An 18,545-nucleotide genomic window follows, 5' to 3' on the forward strand; every position below is an offset into this window, starting at 1 on the left:
CGCTTGACGAACCATCGCGCGCACCTCTACATGGAAGGTGTGCTTATTATTACACTATTGAATTAGAAATGGAATTATTCACTAATCCCCTGCACATCAAGCCACTTTCGCGGCAAAAGCGGTTTGGCGCACGCGTATAATGGCGCAGACTTTTGCGCGGCCGCCTGTCGGTTCAGCGCTCGCCGTAGCGCATGCGGCACGTGTCCGGCATTGAATCTTGCGGACACGCAAAGCCCATGCGCCGCTCGAGTATCGAAGCGCGCGGAGGTCAGTCCAGCGAGCGTTTTATGCCGCGCCGGCGGATTAAGGATTCGACCGGACTGCGTCGGGTTTGTCTTGGGTTTTACTGTGTTGCGCGCCTTATGCCGTGGTTTAAAACTGTCCGCCATTCAGCGGTGGTTCGAACACGATTAAAAAGCCGTCAAACGTGAACCGATGCAACCCGGGCGGTCCCGGCGAGTCCAATTAATCCACTTGTCGCGACGTCCAACGGCGTCAAACGATGCCGCTCACCCAGGCGCTCTACTGGACTGACCCTCCGCCTGTACAACCCGCGCGTTGCGTGTTTCCTTGAGGGGAACGCCTGACTCGCCGATGTTTTTTCTGCCGATCCGAACCTATGCGCTTTTCCCCTTCAAGCTTGTCCTTCGTCGCTCCTTCCTCCATTCACCGCGCTGTCACTGCCGCTATCGTCTTGCCTGCGACGCTTGTTGCGGCGAGCGCGTTTGCGCAAGTGCCGCCGCCCGATGTCACGGCGCGCTCGTGGGTTCTCGTCGATGCAACCAGCAACCAGGTGCTCGCTTCCGGCAACCCGGACGAGCGCTCGGAGCCGGCGTCGCTGACCAAGCTGATGACCGCTTATCTCGTTTTCGACGCGCTCAAGTCGAAGAAGATCAACATGGACCAGACCGTCATGCCGAGCGAGGCCGTGCGCCGCGTGGGCACCGACGAGTCGCGCATGTTCATCGAGGCGAACAAGCCGGTGACCGTGCACGACCTGGTGTACGGCATGATCATCCAGTCGGGTAATGACGCGGCTATTGCGCTGGCGGAACTGGTGGGTGGCAGCGAGTCGAACTTCGTCGCGCTGATGAACGCGGCGGCCAAGCAGATCGGTATGAAGAATACCCATTTCGCCGATGTCAACGGCATGCCCGACCCGCAGCACTACACCACGGCGGGCGATCTGGCCGTGCTGTCCACGCGCCTGATCCGCGATTTCCCCGAGTACTACAGCATCTTCTCGGTGAAGGATTTCACCTATAACAAGATCAAGCAGCCGAACCGCAACCGCCTGCTGTGGATCGATTCCACCGTCGACGGCTTGAAGACCGGCCATACGCAGGCCGCCGGTTATTGCCTGATCGCCACGGCGAAACGTCCGCTGGACGGCGTACCTGACTCCAGCCGCCGCCTGGTCGCCGTCATGATGGGCGAGCCGAAAGAGCACAACCGGGTGCAGGACAGCCTGAAGATGCTGAACTACGGCTATACGGCCTATGACGCATTGCGCCTGTACAAGGCGGGTCAGGTGATTGAGTCGCCGCGCGTGTACAAGGGCACCGAGAATCTGGTGCAGGCTGGCGTGGAGACGGATCAGTACATCACCGTGCCGAAGGGCATGGGCGACAAGGTCAAGCCGACCGTCACGCACAACGACACCATCGTCGCGCCGATCAAGAAGGGTCAGCAGATCGGCACGGTGAAGATGGTGGCGGACGGCAAGGAAGTCGCGCAGTTTCCGCTGGTCGCGCTGCAGGACGTGCCGCAAGCCGGTTTTGTCGGCCGGACGTGGGACTCGCTGCTGATGATGTGGCAAAAGAGGAAGTAAGCGGCAAGGCAGGGCGGCAGTTGGATTTATGTGATCCGGCTCCATCTATGCCTGCTGTACGACGCCCGGGTGGACCGGGCGTCCCGTGATGGAGAACACCATGAGCTCACCCGATATCGACGCCCTGTTCGATTTCCCCTGCGATTTTCCGATCAAGGTGATGGGCGCGACGCATCCGGAATTCCGCGATGCCGTCGTGACCGTGATCCGCGAATTCGATGACCAGTTCGACATCGAGCGCATTGAAACGCGCCCGTCGTCGGGCGGCAAATACACCGGCCTGACCGTCACCGTACGGGCGCAGAGCCGGGCGCATCTCGACGATATCTATCGCGCGCTGACGGGCCACCCAATGGTCAAAGTGGTGCTTTGAGGCGAAGTTCGGGCGCGGTCATCGGCGGCTTCATAGGCACATCGCAGGCCGCCGGCGTGCACTCGTAGAGCTGCTTGAAGCGCGCGATTTCATCGAAGAGCCAGGTGCGAAAGACCTGCACGCGTTGCGTTCCCAGCAACGCGGGCGGGCACACAAAGTAGTAGTTCCACGGGCTCGGCCCATCAACATTGAACAGCCTCACCAGCCGGCCCGCCACGATTTCATGCATGGCAAGCGACCGGCGCACGAGTGCAATTCCCTGGCCTTGAATGGCCGCCTGCAGCAAATTCGACGAATCCTCGTATAAAACTCCGCGCTTGGGCTCAGGAAGGTCCACGAGTCCGGCTGCATCGAACCAGGGCTTCCAGAGTTCATCGTGTGAGCGCAGCAGCGGCACGTCGGCCATGTCGGCGGGCGTGCGCGGCAGCTTGCCGCCGTTGAAGTTCGGCGAGCACGCCGGGAAAAACACTTCATCGAGCAATTCTTCCGCGTGCAGTCCGGCGTATTTGCCCAGGCTGCTGAAACGGATGGCGACGTCCACGTCGTCACGGGTGAAGTCGGTCAGCGTGTTGGTCGAGAGCAACTCCAGGTTGATCTCCGGATGCTCCTCGATAAACCCGCCAATCCGCGGCGTCACCCAGCGTGCTGAAAACGACGAGAGCATCGACACCACCAGCCGCCGGTCCCGTTCGCCTGAACGCAGGCGGCGCGTGGCTTCGGCGAGGGCGGAGAGCGTGGCGCGAACCTCGGTGGCGTATTGGCGGCCGATGTCCGACAGGCGGACGCGTTTGCCGTCGCGAGCGAATAGCGTGACGCCGAGATCGGCTTCGAGCGCGCGGATCTGGTGGCTGACGGCGCCGTGGGTGACAAACAGTTCGTCGGCGGCACGTGAAAAGCTTTCATGGCGCGCGGCGGCTTCGAAGGCGCGCAGCGCGTTGAGGGCGGGGAGGTGTCTGAGGTCCACAGGCATTCTCTTGAGTTGCGTATGTGAATTTATCTCACAAACGGAAGAAAATTGCTCGTTTTGCCGAAACGTATGCTGAGCCTATCTTATAGCCATCAACACGAATTTTGGCGGAGGCTGTCATGCGAGAAATATCCACAAGCATCATGTTTGAGATCAACGATGGAGAGACTGTACCGATGAAAATTGGCCGCAGCGTCCGGTTGATCGTTCAGGGTGCGCCGGTGTGGGCTACACGTAGCAACGATACGGAAGATTACTGGCTTGTGCCGGGCGATTGCCTGAAGCTGCGTGAGCGTGAGCGCTTGTGGCTGAGTACGGAAAAGGGCCACACGGCACAGGTGGTGTTCACGTTGGCGCCGCGGCCGGATCAGCGGGCGATTGGATGGCTGGCGCGCAATTTCGAGAAGCTTGCCGGTCGCTTCAGGTCGGGGTGGAGGACGGTTTGAGAGCGTTTATGTTCGTTAGCGCTCGCGTGTGAAGGGGGCGGGGTTATCGCCGGCGATCCTGCTCCCCAACCCGCTGGCGCCGGTCATTCCCCGGTCCACTGGCACGAGTACCCGCCGGCATGGGAGACCGAACTTCGGTAAACTAGCGGAACTATGTCCGCCCAGCCGGTAATAACTTCCCCCTCAGCGTCATTAGATAGCGCGGATCACGCGGTCCCTGGCGCGTTGACCCCCTCGGTCATTTTCCGCTGGCGCGGCCTCGAGCCCTACACACAAAGCTTTGACGCCATGCGCGCCTTCACGGAAACGCGCACGCCCGAGACCACGGACGAAATCTGGCTCGTCGAGCATCCGCCCGTTTTCACCCTGGGACTGGCCGGCGACCCCGCGCATCTGCTCAACCCCAACAGCAACATTCCGCTCGTCAAGGTCGATCGCGGCGGCCAGATCACCTACCACGGTCCCGGACAAGTCGTTGCGTACCTGCTGCTCGACCTGCGCCGCCGGAAACTGATGGTGCGTGAACTCGTGCGGCGAATCGAGGCCGGCGTGATCGAAACGCTTGCATCGTATAATCTCGCAACGGAGCGCAAGGAGCGCGCGCCGGGCATCTACGTCGCGCCAACACCGTCGCAGCTTGCCCACGCGGGCGCAAAGATCGCCGCGCTCGGGCTGAAAATTCGCAACGGCTGCAGTTATCACGGCGTGAGCCTCAACGTGAAAATGGACTTGCAACCGTTCCTCTCGATCAACCCGTGTGGCTACGCCGGGCTGGAAACCGTCGACATGGCAACACTCGGCGTGGCAGCAGACTGGAACAACGTGGCTCAAACGCTGGCTGAAAACCTCACTCACCATATCGGCGGCCATTGCGCGACCGCCGCCCAACCGCAGAACGGCGTGGCCGTCTGAATGGACCGACCGAATGACTGACGTAACTGGAAATCTGGCTGGCAGTACTGACGCATTGACGCCCGCTGCCGCACCCTACGACGCCACCGCCAAACAAAAAGCGCAAGCGAAGACGGCGCGCATCCCGATCAAGATCGTCCCGATCGAAAAGCTGAAAAAGCCGGAATGGATTCGCGTGAAGGCCGCAACGGGAAGTTCGCGTTTTACCGAGATCAAGCAGATCCTGCGCGAACACAACCTGCATACGGTCTGTGAAGAAGCAAGCTGCCCGAACATCGGTGAATGTTTTGGCAAGGGCACCGCGACGTTCATGATCATGGGCGACAAATGTACGCGTCGCTGCCCGTTCTGCGACGTGGGCCACGGCCGCCCCGATCCGCTCGATGCCGACGAACCGCTGAACCTCGCCCGCACGATCGGTGCGCTGAAGCTCAAGTACGTCGTGATCACGAGCGTGGACCGCGACGACCTGCGCGACGGCGGCGCAGCGCACTTCGTGGAATGTATCCGCCAGGTGCGTGAGCATTCGCCCATGACGCGCATCGAAATCCTGACGCCGGATTTCCGCGGCCGTCTGGACCGCGCGATTGGTATCCTGACCGCCGCGCCACCGGACGTGATGAACCACAACCTTGAAACGGTGCCGCGCCTGTACAAGGAAGCGCGTCCGGGTTCCGACTACGCGCATTCGCTGAAACTGCTGAAGGACTTCAAGGCGCTGCATCCGGAAGTGGCGACCAAGTCCGGCCTGATGGTCGGCCTGGGCGAAACGGAAGAAGAAATTCTTCAGGTCATGCGCGACCTGCGCGCGCACAACGTCGACATGCTGACGATCGGCCAGTACCTCCAGCCTTCCGAACACCATCTCCCGGTGCGTTCGTACGTCCATCCGGACAGGTTCAGGATGTACGAGGAAGAAGCGTACAAGATGGGCTTCACGCACGCGGCTGTCGGCGCCATGGTGCGGTCGAGCTATCACGCGGATCAACAGGCTCACGACGCAGGGCTGGTTGGCGCGATGTAAGCCTTTCTCTGGCTTGGCCGGTACGAAAAAAACCCACGGAAACGTGGGTTTTTTCGTTTTGGGACCCCTCCGATTGCCCGGAACGCGTGACTTTGCCGGACCCAGTCCCAACGGTCCCAAAACCTCGGGAAAGCCCGTAGATAAAGCGTCTCAGGGATAACCCGAATGCCGTCCGGATGGTCGGACGGTCTAATTCCCGAATTCCGGAAACACGGATTTTCACGGCTTCAAGTCAACAAAAAACCCTTATAAATCAAGGTACAAGGCGAATCAAAAACTGGCATCGACCTTGCAATATGAAGGGCGGCCACACAGGCCACAAAAAAAGACAGGGAGACGATTCGATGCAACCCATCCCATTCAGCTTCACCTGATTTTGCCGACGCCAGACGCGCATCGCCGCAGCCTAGCGCCGGCGCGTTTTTGTCTCACCCCCTTGCTACTCGCCGACCATGCCCGGAACAACTGTGACAACCGTGAAGAAACCCTTTTATAAAGTCCTGTACGTGCAGGTGCTGTTGGCGATCGCCATCGGCATTGCGCTCGGGCACTTCTACCCCGCGCTCGCCACCGAGATGAAGCCGCTCGGCGATGGGTTCATCAAGCTCATCAAGATGGTGATTGGCCCGATCATCTTCTGTACGGTTGTGACTGGTATCGCCGGCATGGAAGACATGAAGAAGGTGGGGCGCGTGGGCGGCAAGGCGCTGCTCTACTTCGAAATCGTCTCGACGTTCGCGCTCGTGCTCGGCCTCGCCGCCACGCACATCCTGAAACCGGGTGTGGGCTTCAACATCGATCCGGCCACCCTCGACGCCAAGGCGGTTGCCTCGTACGCCGCCAAGGCGCACGGGCAGACGACCACCGACTTCCTGATGCATATCATCCCGGACACGATCTCGTCGGCGTTCGCGCAAGGCGAAATCCTGCAGATCCTGCTGGTCGCGCTGCTGTTCGGCGCGGTGCTCGCCACGGCTGGCGAGAAGGGCCGCGTGGTGACCGGTTTTATCGAAGGGCTGTCGCATATCCTGTTCGGCATCGTGCGCATCATCACCAAGCTGGCCCCGATCGGTGCGTTCGGCGCAATGGCGTTCACCATCGGCAAGTACGGCATCGGCTCGCTGATCCCCATGCTCAAGCTGATCGGCACGTTCTACCTGACGTCGATCGTGTTCGTGGTCGTCGTGCTTGGCGCGATTGCACGCATGGTGGGCTTTAACATCCTGCGCTTCGTCGCGTACATCAAGGAAGAAATGCTGATCGTGCTGGGCACCAGCTCATCGGAAGCTGCATTGCCGCAGCTGATGCTCAAGCTCGAAAAGCTCGGCTGCTCGCGCTCGGTCGTCGGCCTCGTGGTGCCGACCGGTTATTCGTTCAACCTTGACGGCACCAACATCTACATGACGATGGCCGTGCTGTTCATCGCCCAAGCCACGAACACGGACCTCACGTGGACGCAACAACTGACGCTGCTCGCGGTGACCATGCTTACGTCGAAGGGCGCAAGCGGCGTGACCGGCGCGGGGTTCATCACGCTGGCTGCAACGCTCGCCGTCGTGCCGACCATTCCGCTCTCGGGCATGGTGCTGATCCTTGGCATTGACCGCTTCATGAGCGAGTGCCGCGCGCTGACTAACATCGTGGGCAACGGCGTGGCAACGGTGGTTGTGTCGGCATGGGAAAACGAACTGGACCGCAACAAGCTGCGCGATCAGCTCAAGCACGGCGCGGTGGATACCGAAGCCGAAACCGTGTCCTGATCGGGTGAAGCAGCGGCTGGTCCAGGCGCGCTGCTTTACCCGGCATTCACGCGAAAGGGAATCAACAGCAATGACAGCGGCGAAGCATTCGGTGGCGAATGCTTCGCCGCGTCCGTTTACGGCCGACCTGGCGAGGGCGTCGGCGAGGGCGTCGACGGAAGCCTCGTTCGAAGCGGCGCGTGCCACAATCGGGGGTCCCCATCGTCTGGAACCCGTTCACGTGACGCGGCGTTTGGTCGTTTTCCTGATTCTTCTCGCGGCGCTCGCCGGCGTATGCGCGCTCACGTGGAGCATCGCGTGGCAACGTGGCCTCGACGCGTTGCGCCAAAACGCGGCGGCACGTGTCGACCGCACAACGGCTGAGCTGAAAAGCACGCTCGACCGTTACGAATATCTGCCTTATCTGCTCTCGCGCCATCCGTTCGTTCAGGAAGTCCTCGCCGATCCGAACCCGCAATTCACTGCACGGGCAGACCGTTATCTCGCCGACCTGAACACGCACGCGCGCGCCACGGCGACGTACATCATCCAGGCGAACGGGCGCTGCGTGGCGGCGAGCAACTGGGATGGCCCGGATAGCTTCGTCGGCGCGGAGTATCTGTTCCGGCCGTATTTCGTCGATGCTGTCAAAGGCGGCACCGGCCGCTTTTTCGGGCTCGGCACCGTCTCGCGCGAACCGGGTTATTTCATCTCGCAGCCGGTATTCAAAGAGGGGACGCGCGACATTATCGGCGTGGCGGTGGTCAAGCTGAACCTGGAATGGCTGCAAGGCGCCGATGCCTCCGAGCCGCTGCTCGTGACCGACGATCACGGCGTGATCTTCCTGTCGTCGGTGCCGGCGTGGAAATATCACACGCTTCGGCCGTTGCCGAAGGATATCGAGGCGTCGGTGTATTCCGCTCGGCAGTACGCGCAGCATCCGATCACCGCACTGCCAATGACCATCGTACGTACGCTCGAGGGCGGCGCGCAGATTGTGCGCGTGGGGGGCGGGCGCGACGCGCCGAGTTTTCTCGCGACGCAGCGCGCACTGGGCGAGCCCGACTGGCACTTGATGACGATGGTGTCTCTCGATCCGGCGGTCGATGCCGCGTGGAGCGCGACGATTGTGACGGCGCTGGTGTTCGTATCGCTGTGTTTGCTCGCGTTTTACTGGCGTATGCGGCGTGCCCGTGTACGGGAAATGATCCGCAGCCGCGCGCTGTTGCAGACCGCCTATGCCGAACTGAACGAGCGCGTCGCGGAGCGGACGGCGGATTTATCGGAGGCGAATGCGTTGCTGACCAAGGAGGTGAGCGAGCGCACGCGGGCCGAACAGGACTTGCGCGCCGCGCACGGCGAGCTGATCCAGGCGAGCAAACTCGCCGCGCTCGGTCAGATGGCGGCGGGCATTACGCATGAGCTGAACCAGCCGCTCGCCGCGTTACGCAGTTTCTCCGACAACACCCGCGTGCTGATCGAACGCGGCGATCACGCGGCGGCCCATGAGAACCTCGAGGCAATTGCCGCGCTGACCGAGCGGATGGGAAAGATCACGAATCAGTTGAAGTTGTTCGTGGCGAAGGCCCGCCCGAAAAACGCGCGCACCGATGTCGGCCGCGCGTTGCGCAACGTGCTCGCGATGTTGCAGCCGCGCATGAAAAACGTGGTGCTCGCCTTCGATGCCAACGAACGCGCCGACTCCAGTCCGCCGCTGTATGTGCGCTGCGAGGATCTGCGGCTCGAGCAGATCCTGATCAACCTGATTGGCAATGCGCTGGACGCCGTGGTCGCGTGCGATGTACCTCGTATCGAGATCGAGTTGGTGAGGCACGAAATGACCGTCGATATCGTGGTCCGGGACAACGGGCCGGGCATTCCGCCCGATGTCCTGCCGCGCCTGTTCGAGCCGTTTTTCACGACGAAGGAAATGGGCCACGGATTGGGTCTGGGGTTGGCGATTTCATCGGCTATTGCGCGGGACTATGGCGGCACGCTGGTCGCCCGCAACCTGATCCCGCAGATGGAAGTGGATGGGCCCGAGGGCGGCACGCAGGCGGATGCGGATCGTTCGCACGGCGCAGAATTCGTGATTACGCTGCATCGCGCGTGACAAGAGCGTGGGTAGCACAGCAGCAGTACGCTCCATATGCTGAGAAAATGCCGGATAGGTAACGGACCGCAGCGGTTCGCAGCGATCCGCGCTGAAAACAGGCAACACACAGCAATACCCCGCAATACCCCGCAGGAGTAAAAACCGATGACCGCAGGCCTACAGGTGATCTTCATCGAAGACGATGAACTGGTGCGCCGCGCAAGCGTACAAAGCCTCCAGCTCGCCGGCTTCGACGTAACCGCATTCGGCAGCGTGGAGGGCGCATCGCGCCTGATCGACGCCAGTTTCCCCGGCGTGATCGTGAGCGACATTCGCCTGCCGGGCGCGAGCGGCCTCGACCTTCTGGCCCAATGCCACGAACGGGCGCCCGAAGTCCCGATCATCCTGGTGACAGGCCACGGCGACATCTCCATGGCGGTCCAGGCCATGCGCGACGGCGCCTACGATTTCATTGAGAAGCCGTTCGCGTCGGAGCGCTTGATCGAAGCGGTTCGCCGCGCGCTGGAGCGTCGCACACTCGTGCTCGAAAACCGCGCGCTACGGCGCGAACTTGCCGGCCAGAGCAGCGTGGCGCCGAAAATCATTGGCCGCAGCCCGGCTATCGAACAGGTGCGCAAGCTGATTGCAAACGTCGCGCCCACCGATGCCTCCGTGCTGATCAACGGCGACACCGGCGCGGGCAAGGAGCTGATCGCGCGGAGCCTGCATGATCTCTCGCCGCGCCGGGACAAACCGTTCATCGCGGTGAATTGCGGCGCGTTGCCCGAGCAGATGTTCGAGTCGGAGATGTTCGGCTACGAGGCCGGCGCGTTCACGGGCGCGCAGAAACGCCGCATCGGCAAGCTCGAACATGCGTCGGGCGGCACGCTGTTCCTCGATGAGATCGAAAGCATGCCGCTCGCGCTGCAAGTGAAATTACTGCGCGTGCTGCAGGACGGCGTGCTGGAGCGGCTTGGCTCGAATCAGCCGATTCGCGCGAATTGCCGGGTGATCGCGGCTGTGAAGGGCGATATGGCGGAGCACGTCGCGGCGGGCACGTTCCGGCGCGACCTGATGTACCGGCTGAACGTGGTGACGATCACGCTGCCGCCGCTGGCTGAGCGCCGCGAAGACGTGGTGCCGCTGTTCGAGCACTTTTTGCTCGATGCCGCCGTGCGATACGAACGCCCCGCGCCGCTGCTCAGCGATCGCCAGCGAGCCGAACTGATGCAGCGCGACTGGCCGGGCAATGTGCGCGAACTGCGCAACGCGGCCGACCGGATGGTGCTGGGAATCATCGATGAAACCGGTGTTCCCCTCGATGCCGCCACACAGTCGCTCAAGGAGCGCACGGAGCAGTTCGAACGCGCGGTGATCGCGGAGGCGCTGGAGCAGTGCGGTGGCGTGGTGGCCGCAGCAGCCGACCGGCTGCAACTCGGCAAGGCTACGCTCTACGAGAAGATCAAGCGCTATGGGCTGGCGGCAAAGGGCGAGGTCGAGCGGTAGGGAAAGTCTGGTGTTCTGCGTATTTTTCCCACCCCCAAAAGCAAAATGCCCGCCGATGAATCGGCGGGCATTTTGCTGTTAACCGTGTCACGCGTAAGGCCGAACCTGCCTCAGGCTGCGTTCAGCGCCTTGTCGAGAAGTGCGTCGAGCTCGGAGAACGTCGGCTCGCCCACGTAACGCTTCAAGATCTTGCCGTCCTTATCCACGACAAACGTAGTCGGCGTCAGTTGGACATTGCCGAACTGCTTCGCGGCGCTGCCGTCATCCATCGCAACCTTGAACGGCAGGTTGCGCGTCTGCGCGTAGTTGGTCACGTACATGGGCGCGTCGTATTTCATCGCCACGGCGACGAAATCCAGGCCGCGGCCCTTGAAGCGGTTGTACGTGTCGACCATTGCCGGCATCTCTTTCATGCAGGTTTCACAGTCGGTCGCCCAGAAATTGATCAGGTAGACCTTGCCCTTGAGATCCGTTGATGTCGAGATTTTCTGCCCCGACAGCAGCGTGAACGTGGCATCCGGAACACGTTGCTGGCCGCCGAACGCGAAATAGCCGGTGCACGCGATCACGCCGGCGACCACCGCCATCAAGATATAGCGCAGCGGGCTCTTGCCGCGCCTCGGTGAAACCTGTGAATTTTCTGACATGGAAACCTCGAGCGTGCTCGGTTCGTACCTGGTTTGTACCCGGCAAATTTGCAACAACGCGCAACAGCGCCAGCTTGGACCGCATTTTAGCCCCAATCTCGAGAAAGCGTTCTGCGTGCGGCTTGCTGTGAGCCGTTTGCAAGGCAACGCGCTGTCCCGTGTGGAACCTGCTGTCAACGTATTTAGCACCGGCAGCGGATAATCACGTTTTTCCCCGCTGCTTTCCCATGATCAGATCTTTTCCACGTGCTTTGAAACGCGCTTTTCCTCATACCGCCGTGCCGTCCCCGCGCACACTGTTCAAATCGGCCGCTTCGACCGCCACGCTCTTGTTCACCACCGTGGCGTTGCTTGCCTGCACGCCGGCCTACGACTGGCGCACGATCCAGAACAACGACGACGCCTACGAAGTCACCTTCCCGGCCAAGCCGCGTTCGGATGCCCGCGATATCGACGTCGCCGGGAAGCCGATGCATATGAAGATGCAGATGGCCGAGGCGGGTGACGCCGTGTTCGCCGTGGGTACGGTCGACTTGCCGGATGCCGACCCCGCGACTCAGCGCGCGGCACTCGTTTTTCTCCAGCAGGGTCTCGCGCGCAATCTCAACGCAGCACCCGCCGCACATCCGGTTGACATTGAAGTGGCGGCAGGCGGCCGCTTGTCCGGCTCGGAAATTGCCGTCAGCGGCACAAGCGCCAATGGCCAGAAAAGCGAAACACGTCAGATCCGGGCACGTTTTATCGCCAAAGGAACCCACGCTTACCAAGTTGCAATAGTCTCGACGAAGATGCCGCCGCCCGATCAAGTCGACCAGTTTTTTTCCTCGTTCAAACTTTTTTAAGTATTTGCCCTGAAGCGCGTCCATTCGTTCGCGGATATTTCTCAAATTGAGCGACACCTCGCAAACGTTTCGGGTCTGAGAAATCGCACAAGCATTTACCGCTAAAACTAGGATTTATCTCAGTTTTTTAAACTATCCACAGAGGCTGTGGATAACTTTGTGGAAAACATCACCGCACCCTCGCCAAGTGCCCGCCCGACGCGGCTTTCCTTACTTTGCCTTGATTCAGTGCAGTCAAAAATAGTCAATAAAATCAACGGCCTGTCGATCATTGCCAAAATAAGTGTTTGATCAGATGTTAGAGAAACCAAGAACGACGCAATGTGCATAAGTCAAGTCTTGACAGGCGATTTTTCTTTTTGCGGGCGCCGGCGTTTCAGTGGTGGTTTATGCGGTCGAAAATGCCCGCCGATACTGAATTGCTTCGGCGAGGTGGGTCGCTGTTGGCGAATCGGCTGCAGCGAGATCGGCGATCGTGCGCGCCACTTTCAGCACGCGGTAATACGCCCGTGCCGACCAGCCGAAACGTTCTCCGGCTTCGCGAAGCAGCGCTTCCCCGGTGGCATCGAGCTGGCAGACGGCGTCCACTGCGCGCCCGTCCAGCTCGCGATTCGTCTTGCCTTGCCGTTCAAGTTGCCGGTCGCGCGCGTCCGCGACGCGCCGCGCAACGGTTGCGCTCGTTTCACCAATCGACGCGCTCCTCCCGGACAACTCCGCTGGCGACAACGCGGGCAATTCGATCTGGATGTCGATGCGATCGAGCAGCGGCCCCGATAACTTGCGCAGATACCGGGTGGCGACGTCTGGCGTGCATCGGCAGCGGCCGTTCGGATCGCCGCGCCAGCCGCACGGACACGGATTCATTGCTGCGACCAATTGACACGCTGCCGGAAAATCCGCCTGATGCGCCGCGCGTGAAATGGTGATGCGGCCAGCCTCAAGCGGTTCGCGTAGCGTTTCCAGCACTTTCCAGTCGAATTCGGGCATTTTGCGTTCCGGCACACTTTGGCCCCAAAAGTTGCTCAGACCTCCGGTGCTCGCAGCGCGCCGGAGCAGACCTTAGGTGCATTTGAATTTGACGTATTTTTCTCCTTGGTCGATAGAGCCTTTGTCTGGTGGACCACTAGCCGCTGTGGGAAAGTGGGGGCAACCGGTGGGCAAGGTTCGGGAAACTCCGCGGGTTTGGGAGTTTTCCGACCTTGTCCACGGCGTTGTCCCCACGAAGTTGACGAAGTCAACTTTTCCACAGCTTGGTGCCCCCCTGCCTCGGCTGATTTGAGTCGCATGCGAACACAATGTCTTACAATCCTCCGAAGAAATATTCGAGCCGACTCCCGGGGGCAGCATGTGGCACGACGTCGAGGCAACATCCGACCTATTGAATTTCAGTTTGATAGCAGAAACGGCGGCGGGCTTAATTCACGATGCCGGCGGCCAGCCAATCTCCATCGGGATTTCGGGAAGTTGGGGAACTGGTAAATCGTCGCTCGTGAAGATGATTGGCGGGGCGTTGGGGGAAAAGGATACTTCTGGAAAACCTTATCTCTTCGTTGAATTTAACGCGTGGCTTTATCAGGGATTCGACGATGCGAAGCTTGCGTTGCTCCAGGCTGTCTCGGACGTATTAAGTGAAGAAGCGAGAAACCAAAAGACCTTTCTCGAAAAAGCCGCTGATTTTGCCAAACGCGTCCGATGGTTTCGCGCATTGAAAATTGCAGCGCCAGTTGCTTCAGCGGCAATTGTAGGAGGCGCTGTAGGGGGCCCGATTGGCGCAATCCTCGGCGGATTATCGGGTTTGGTTTCCGGCTCGCTAAAAGAGTCAGACATCGAGAAAGTCAAAAAGGCGTACGACGACTTGTCTCCCGAAGTAAGAGAGTTACTCAAGGAAAAGGAAGTCGAGTCTCCACAAAAGGAGATTGAGGGTCTACGCAAGGCATTCGCAGAATTGCTCGAATCTTTGCAGGTGACTCTGGTGGTTTTGGTCGACGACTTGGACCGCTGCATGCCAGACACTGCCATTTCAACTCTCGAAGCAATACGACTGCTCCTCTTCCTCCCTAGGACGGCTTTTATCATCGCGGCAGACGAGAAAATGATTCGCAGCGCGGTGCGCGCGCATTTTGCGCAAGCTCAGTTCGATGACGAGCTCGTGACGAGCTATTTTGACAAGCTGATACAGATTCCTCTTCGTGTACCGCGTCTGGGCGTGAATGAGGTTAAAGCATATGTTTTGCTGTTGATGCTTGACTTGGCAGTTCGTAGGAAGCTGGTGGACCCTACAGTAGCGGAGACTGCGAAAACAAACGTATTGGCCGCCGTTAAAGAGGGCTGGCTAGGAGGCCTCACGCGTCAAAAGCTCGTATCCGCAATGGGTGCCGCTGCGGCGAAACTCGAGAAGGAGATAGATATCGCCGACCAGCTTGCGGCGATATTGGCGACGGTCGACCAAATTTCTGGCAATCCAAGACTCATAAAGCGATTTCTGAACAATTTGCTTATCCGGGAGTCCGTGGCCAAAGCACACGGGATGACTATTTCGTTTGAGCATCTGGTGAAGCTGCAGCTCTTTGAACGCTGTGCGTCGTCGGCCGCATTTGAGTTTCTTGCGAAGTCGGTTACCTCATCGGAAGACGGTCAACCGGAGTTTCTGCACAAGCTGGAAGACGAGTTAAAGAACGGGGAGCCTTACGAGGCGCCTGACCCAAGTTGGAACAGTCCCTTTGTTGCCGACTGGGTTGCGCTGAGTCCATCGCTTGCTGGGACCAACTTGCGGCCTCTCCTGCATTTGAGTCGGGATAGGGTCGTTGCGCTTGCGGCACTTGACGAACTTTCGCGGGAAGCGCGTTCGGTTTTCGAGAGCCTGCTAGAAGCGAAAACAGTTCAGCACGCATTGGTCGAACAGGTGAAAGCGCTCGGCGAAAGCGAAGCGGAATCGGTGCTGACCCGGCTGAAGCGTCGGGCGCGAACGGAACAGTGGGATGTTGTCGCTCTGAGGCGGTGTTTGCACATCACCAAGGCTTTTCCAACGCTCGGCCGGTCCTTTTGTTCCCTTTTGGATGAGATACCCCCAAAGGACCGTCCACCGGTGCTTGTGCCATTGATTGCGTCAGAGGAGTGGGCGAAAGAATTGCTCGAGCGCTGGGCAGCGGACGCCCACACGCCCGCGCCGGTGAAAAACGCTATCAAAATAAAGCGGTGACAGGAAATGGGGACATCAACTTCAAGTTCCGGCCCGGGTTCCAGCGTGCCGTTCGACCCGCCATGGCTTGAGCCTCTCCAGACCGAGCTCGGTGGCGGTGGGACAGGCGTTGGCGGTGGAGAGACCGAAGGAGGCGAAGAGCCGAATAGTTCCGAGTCGCAAAATGACTTCGAACCGCACCAGCCGGATACCCTGATTGCGCCACCACGTCGTTTCGCTCCAGCACGTAGAGAGCTTGGCGGATTTGCGCGGACAGGAGACGGTCGCGCCTTTCGGCGCGCGGTCGGGCACTACTCCAGAACGGGAATGGGCGGAGCACGGCGCGCGGCGGGCAGGATGCGTGCGGCGACTGTCGCCGCGGGCGGACTTGTATCTTTCCTTCAGGCCGCACGAGCAGGCACTGACGGTGCCGTTCGTGACTGGATTCAGGCGCTTACCGCCACCGCCCCATCTGTTCGCGAGGTTATCGACGCGATAGTTCGCGAGGTCGTGGGCGCTGGCGGAACTGTTGACGAAGACTCGATACGTGACTCGATGTCACAAGCGTTTTCTGAGCTGCTCGAACTGCAACCGGATATCAATCCGCTGAACATGTCGGACGACAACATATGGTCGTTGGTCGAAGAGTACTTGGCCGTCGAGGCCTGCAATCGGCTGCAGATTGATATCGGGCAACTTTTCGAAAGCGCAAGACTTTCGCCGATTGAAGTCGTTCGGAGGACAGATGACATTCGCGAGTACATGAAGGCGGAAATTTCGGCTCAGCTCGAGTCGCTTCGGCTGGACCAACCAAGCCCAAATCCCAACGAGTTCGAAGGCATCATGCAAAAGGCGCTGACTAATACCTTTCTGGTGTTTGAGGGAGAACTACAGTGAGGGTCATGTGCTTACCTGCCGAGTTGATTCCTGAGCAGCTCGTTGACGACACCGATTATTTTTCGCTTTATGCGAATACCGGACGCCAGAACGTCGGCAGGATATCGTCGGGTTGGGTCAGTTCACTCGCTCGTTCTGGCTTCGCCCCTCCCAGTGCAGTTTGGGATTTCGTGACGATATCTCTGGCTGTCGCAGCTGCCGACATTGCTTGCAGCAGGCAAGGAAGTGCTGATGGTTGGACTCGGATGATTGAGCTCGAAGTTGCGCTTCATGAGCCGGAGCGCTGGATAGCGCAAAAACCGAGTCTTGAAAGAACCTTCAGGTTTCTCACCGGCGATTTCTGGACGCTGAACTTCCGCGATGGTGGGGTGGCGCCCCCATCAACTACCGCTCCGCGACAAACCGACGCCGATTGTGTAGCGCTTCTATCTGGCGGGCTTGACAGCCTTGTAGGTGGAATCGAACTGGCAGCAACAGGACGCACGCCTTTGTTCGTATCGCAGATGGCCAAAGGTGATTCCGATACCCAGAGGCTTTTTGCGCGCCATCTGGGCGGCGGCGAACGACACTTCCAGTGGAATCACCGAATAACCGTGCCGCATGTGACGGAACGCTCGACGCGTGGTCGTTCAATTGTGTTTCTGGCCTTCGCAATCCTTGCCTCGACGACGCTGCCCGGTTGGCAAACCGGTGGAACAACGGCCCTGGTGATTCCGGAAAATGGCTTTATCAGCCTCAACATCGCGCTGAATGCAGGCCGCTTCGGAAGCTACAGCACGAAAACCACACATCCGACTTTCCTCGAAGGGATACAGCGAGTCGTCGATGAGGTCGGATTGCGTGTGCGCCTCGTGCGGCCTTACCAACTCGTGACCAAAGGGGAGCTGCTTGTTAATTGCTCCAATGGCCTGCTGCTTCATGAACTCGCGGGACATTCAACCAGCTGCGGTCGCTTCGGCTACTACAATTACACGCACTGCGGCCGGTGTGTGCCCTGTCTTGTGCGGCGCGCTTCTTTCCTGCGGGCTGGTATAACGGACCCGACGTCCCGATACATATTTCCGGACCTAGCAACGGCCGGACGCGAGCGAGGTCCCAATGACGTCGGCTCCGTCGCTACTGCGTACGTGAACTACAGTGAGAAGGGAGTTGATAGACTGATTGGCGGTGCATTGTCGTTTGCGCCGCCCGGAGAGCGGGATTCATACTCTGCAGTGTTTGCACGAGGCATGGATGAGCTCGGAGAGCTTCTACGTGTGCACAACGTCCTGTGATTGATTTCCACTGCCATCTCGACCTTTACCCGGAAGCGTTGCGGCTTCTCCCCGAAGTCTCGCGCAGGAATCTGTTCACCCTAGTGGTGTCGACAAGCCCTCGAGCGTGGCAGGCGACGTCACGAGTATTCGCCGGTTACGACAACGTCCGCGTAGCGCTAGGCCTGCATCCCGAGATTTTTGAGAAAAAGCAGTCGGAACGCGAACTGCTCCTCGAAAACGTGCGGAACACCCAGTTCATCGGGGAGGTCGGGCTGGATGGCTCGCGAAGATTCGTCAGCACGCTGGATGTTCAAGAACGGCTGCTCGACGATGTGCTTGGCGAATGCGCATCACGTGGCGGGAAAGTCATTAGTCTGCATTCACGTGGAGCAGCAACGAGAGTCCTTGACCTTATTGAATCTCATCCGGAGTGCGGCCTTCCTGTCTTACATTGGTTCTCGGGAACACCAAGGGAATTGCGACGCGCCACAGAGCTAGGCTGCTGGTTCAGTGTCGGGCCCGCCATGCTCATGGCTGAAAAGGGCCGACGCCTACTCGCAGACATGCCGCTGAATCGTGTGTTGCCAGAGACTGACGGGCCGTTTGCCGCGAGGAACGGCACCCCTTGGATGCCATGGGAGGCGATATCGATATCCGGAACCGCCTCCACGCTGTTTGGCCAGCCCGAGGACGTCATCGTCAGCACTTTCAAAGACAATCTGCGGGTTTTGCTTGAGCGTCATCAAAATCCTGCGGATTTGAGGCGCATTTTGGTTCCAGCTCAGCGACAGCTCCCTTTATAACCGCGGCGCAATTATTGTCGGCTTCGGCC

At 59.8% G+C, this 18,545-nt stretch carries 16 protein-coding genes and 1 pseudogene; 14 read left to right on the forward strand and 3 right to left on the reverse strand.

Going from position 1 to position 18,545, the window contains the following annotated elements; translation table 11 throughout:
* Positions 1–619 precede the first annotated feature (619 nt).
* Positions 620–1,831, forward strand: coding sequence for a D-alanyl-D-alanine carboxypeptidase family protein (locus tag AWB69_RS33220; protein WP_062091061.1), 1,212 nt, complete (start codon positions 620–622; stop codon positions 1,829–1,831).
* A gap of 100 nt (positions 1,832–1,931) precedes the next feature.
* Positions 1,932–2,204, forward strand: coding sequence for a DUF493 family protein (locus AWB69_RS33225; protein ID WP_047895688.1), 273 nt, complete (start codon positions 1,932–1,934; stop codon positions 2,202–2,204).
* Here the strand turns inward: AWB69_RS33225 and AWB69_RS33230 are convergent.
* Entirely contained in the window at positions 2,188–3,168 is a 981-nt protein-coding gene (locus tag AWB69_RS33230; RefSeq protein ID WP_062091094.1) for a transcriptional regulator GcvA, read from the reverse strand. The two genes, AWB69_RS33225 and AWB69_RS33230, sit on opposite strands and share 17 nt — an antisense overlap.
* A 122-nt stretch (positions 3,169–3,290) precedes the next feature.
* Between AWB69_RS33230 and AWB69_RS33235 the strand changes: the two genes are divergently transcribed.
* From AWB69_RS33235 to AWB69_RS33260, 6 genes are all read left to right on the forward strand, one after another.
* Positions 3,291–3,617, forward strand: coding sequence for a DUF2917 domain-containing protein (locus AWB69_RS33235; protein ID WP_062091062.1), 327 nt, complete (start codon positions 3,291–3,293; stop codon positions 3,615–3,617).
* 153 nt (positions 3,618–3,770) lie between these two features.
* Positions 3,771–4,529 carry a lipoyl(octanoyl) transferase LipB gene (gene lipB, locus AWB69_RS33240; protein WP_062091063.1) on the forward strand — a complete coding sequence of 253 codons (759 nt, stop codon included), beginning with the start codon at positions 3,771–3,773 and terminating at the stop codon, positions 4,527–4,529.
* Between the two features lie 13 nt (positions 4,530–4,542).
* On the forward strand, positions 4,543–5,553 hold the full coding sequence (gene lipA / locus AWB69_RS33245; RefSeq protein ID WP_062091064.1) for a lipoyl synthase: 1,011 nt from the start codon (positions 4,543–4,545) through the stop codon (positions 5,551–5,553).
* A 476-nt stretch (positions 5,554–6,029) separates the two neighbouring features.
* On the forward strand, positions 6,030–7,313 hold the full coding sequence (locus AWB69_RS33250) for a dicarboxylate/amino acid:cation symporter (RefSeq protein ID WP_062091095.1): 1,284 nt from the start codon (positions 6,030–6,032) through the stop codon (positions 7,311–7,313).
* A 70-nt stretch (positions 7,314–7,383) separates the two neighbouring features.
* A complete protein-coding gene (locus tag AWB69_RS33255) occupies positions 7,384–9,405 on the forward strand; it encodes a sensor histidine kinase (protein WP_082913693.1) in 2,022 nt (673 codons plus the stop codon).
* A gap of 147 nt (positions 9,406–9,552) precedes the next feature.
* Positions 9,553–10,893 (forward strand): sigma-54-dependent transcriptional regulator, encoded by a 1,341-nt coding sequence (locus AWB69_RS33260; RefSeq protein WP_062091065.1) that lies wholly within the window; start codon positions 9,553–9,555, stop codon positions 10,891–10,893.
* Positions 10,894–11,003: 110 nt separating this feature from the next.
* Here AWB69_RS33260 and AWB69_RS33265 read toward each other — a convergent pair whose 3' ends face one another.
* Positions 11,004–11,540, reverse strand: a complete 537-nt coding sequence (locus tag AWB69_RS33265; protein ID WP_062091066.1) for a peroxiredoxin family protein — start codon at positions 11,538–11,540, stop codon at positions 11,004–11,006.
* A 278-nt stretch (positions 11,541–11,818) separates the two neighbouring features.
* On the opposite strand from AWB69_RS33265, the gene AWB69_RS33275 reads away from it, so the two are divergent.
* Both AWB69_RS33275 and AWB69_RS50470 read left to right on the forward strand, forming a co-directional pair.
* Positions 11,819–12,382: a hypothetical protein gene (locus tag AWB69_RS33275; protein ID WP_231937316.1), complete on the forward strand. Its 564-nt coding sequence runs from the start codon at positions 11,819–11,821 to the stop codon at positions 12,380–12,382.
* 159 nt (positions 12,383–12,541) lie between these two features.
* On the forward strand, positions 12,542–12,673 hold the full coding sequence (locus AWB69_RS50470; RefSeq protein ID WP_269447514.1) for a hypothetical protein: 132 nt from the start codon (positions 12,542–12,544) through the stop codon (positions 12,671–12,673).
* A gap of 96 nt (positions 12,674–12,769) precedes the next feature.
* Here AWB69_RS50470 and AWB69_RS33280 read toward each other — a convergent pair.
* Positions 12,770–13,372 (reverse strand): annotated as a pseudogene (locus AWB69_RS33280) (ATP-binding protein); the annotation flags it as partial.
* A gap of 355 nt (positions 13,373–13,727) precedes the next feature.
* Here AWB69_RS33280 and AWB69_RS33285 point away from each other — a divergent pair.
* The 4 genes from AWB69_RS33285 (at position 13,728) to qatD (ending at position 18,516) form a co-directional block, all read left to right on the forward strand.
* Positions 13,728–15,581, forward strand: coding sequence for a KAP family P-loop NTPase fold protein (locus AWB69_RS33285; protein ID WP_062091068.1), 1,854 nt, complete (start codon positions 13,728–13,730; stop codon positions 15,579–15,581).
* 306 nt (positions 15,582–15,887) lie between these two features.
* The gene (gene qatB / locus AWB69_RS49780; protein ID WP_062091069.1) at positions 15,888–16,457 is read left to right on the forward strand and encodes a Qat anti-phage system associated protein QatB; all 570 of its coding nucleotides are present in this window, start codon (positions 15,888–15,890) and stop codon (positions 16,455–16,457) included.
* Between the two features lie 5 nt (positions 16,458–16,462).
* Positions 16,463–17,731: a Qat anti-phage system QueC-like protein QatC gene (qatC, locus tag AWB69_RS33295; RefSeq protein ID WP_031357153.1), complete on the forward strand. Its 1,269-nt coding sequence runs from the start codon at positions 16,463–16,465 to the stop codon at positions 17,729–17,731.
* Positions 17,728–18,516, forward strand: a complete 789-nt coding sequence (gene qatD / locus AWB69_RS33300; protein ID WP_063977962.1) for a Qat anti-phage system TatD family nuclease QatD — start codon at positions 17,728–17,730, stop codon at positions 18,514–18,516. Before qatC ends, qatD begins: the two co-directional genes overlap by 4 nt.
* Positions 18,517–18,545: the final 29 nt, after the last annotated feature.

This window comes from Caballeronia udeis (assembly GCF_001544555.2).
GTDB classification, from domain to species: Bacteria; Pseudomonadota; Gammaproteobacteria; order Burkholderiales; family Burkholderiaceae; genus Caballeronia; species Caballeronia udeis.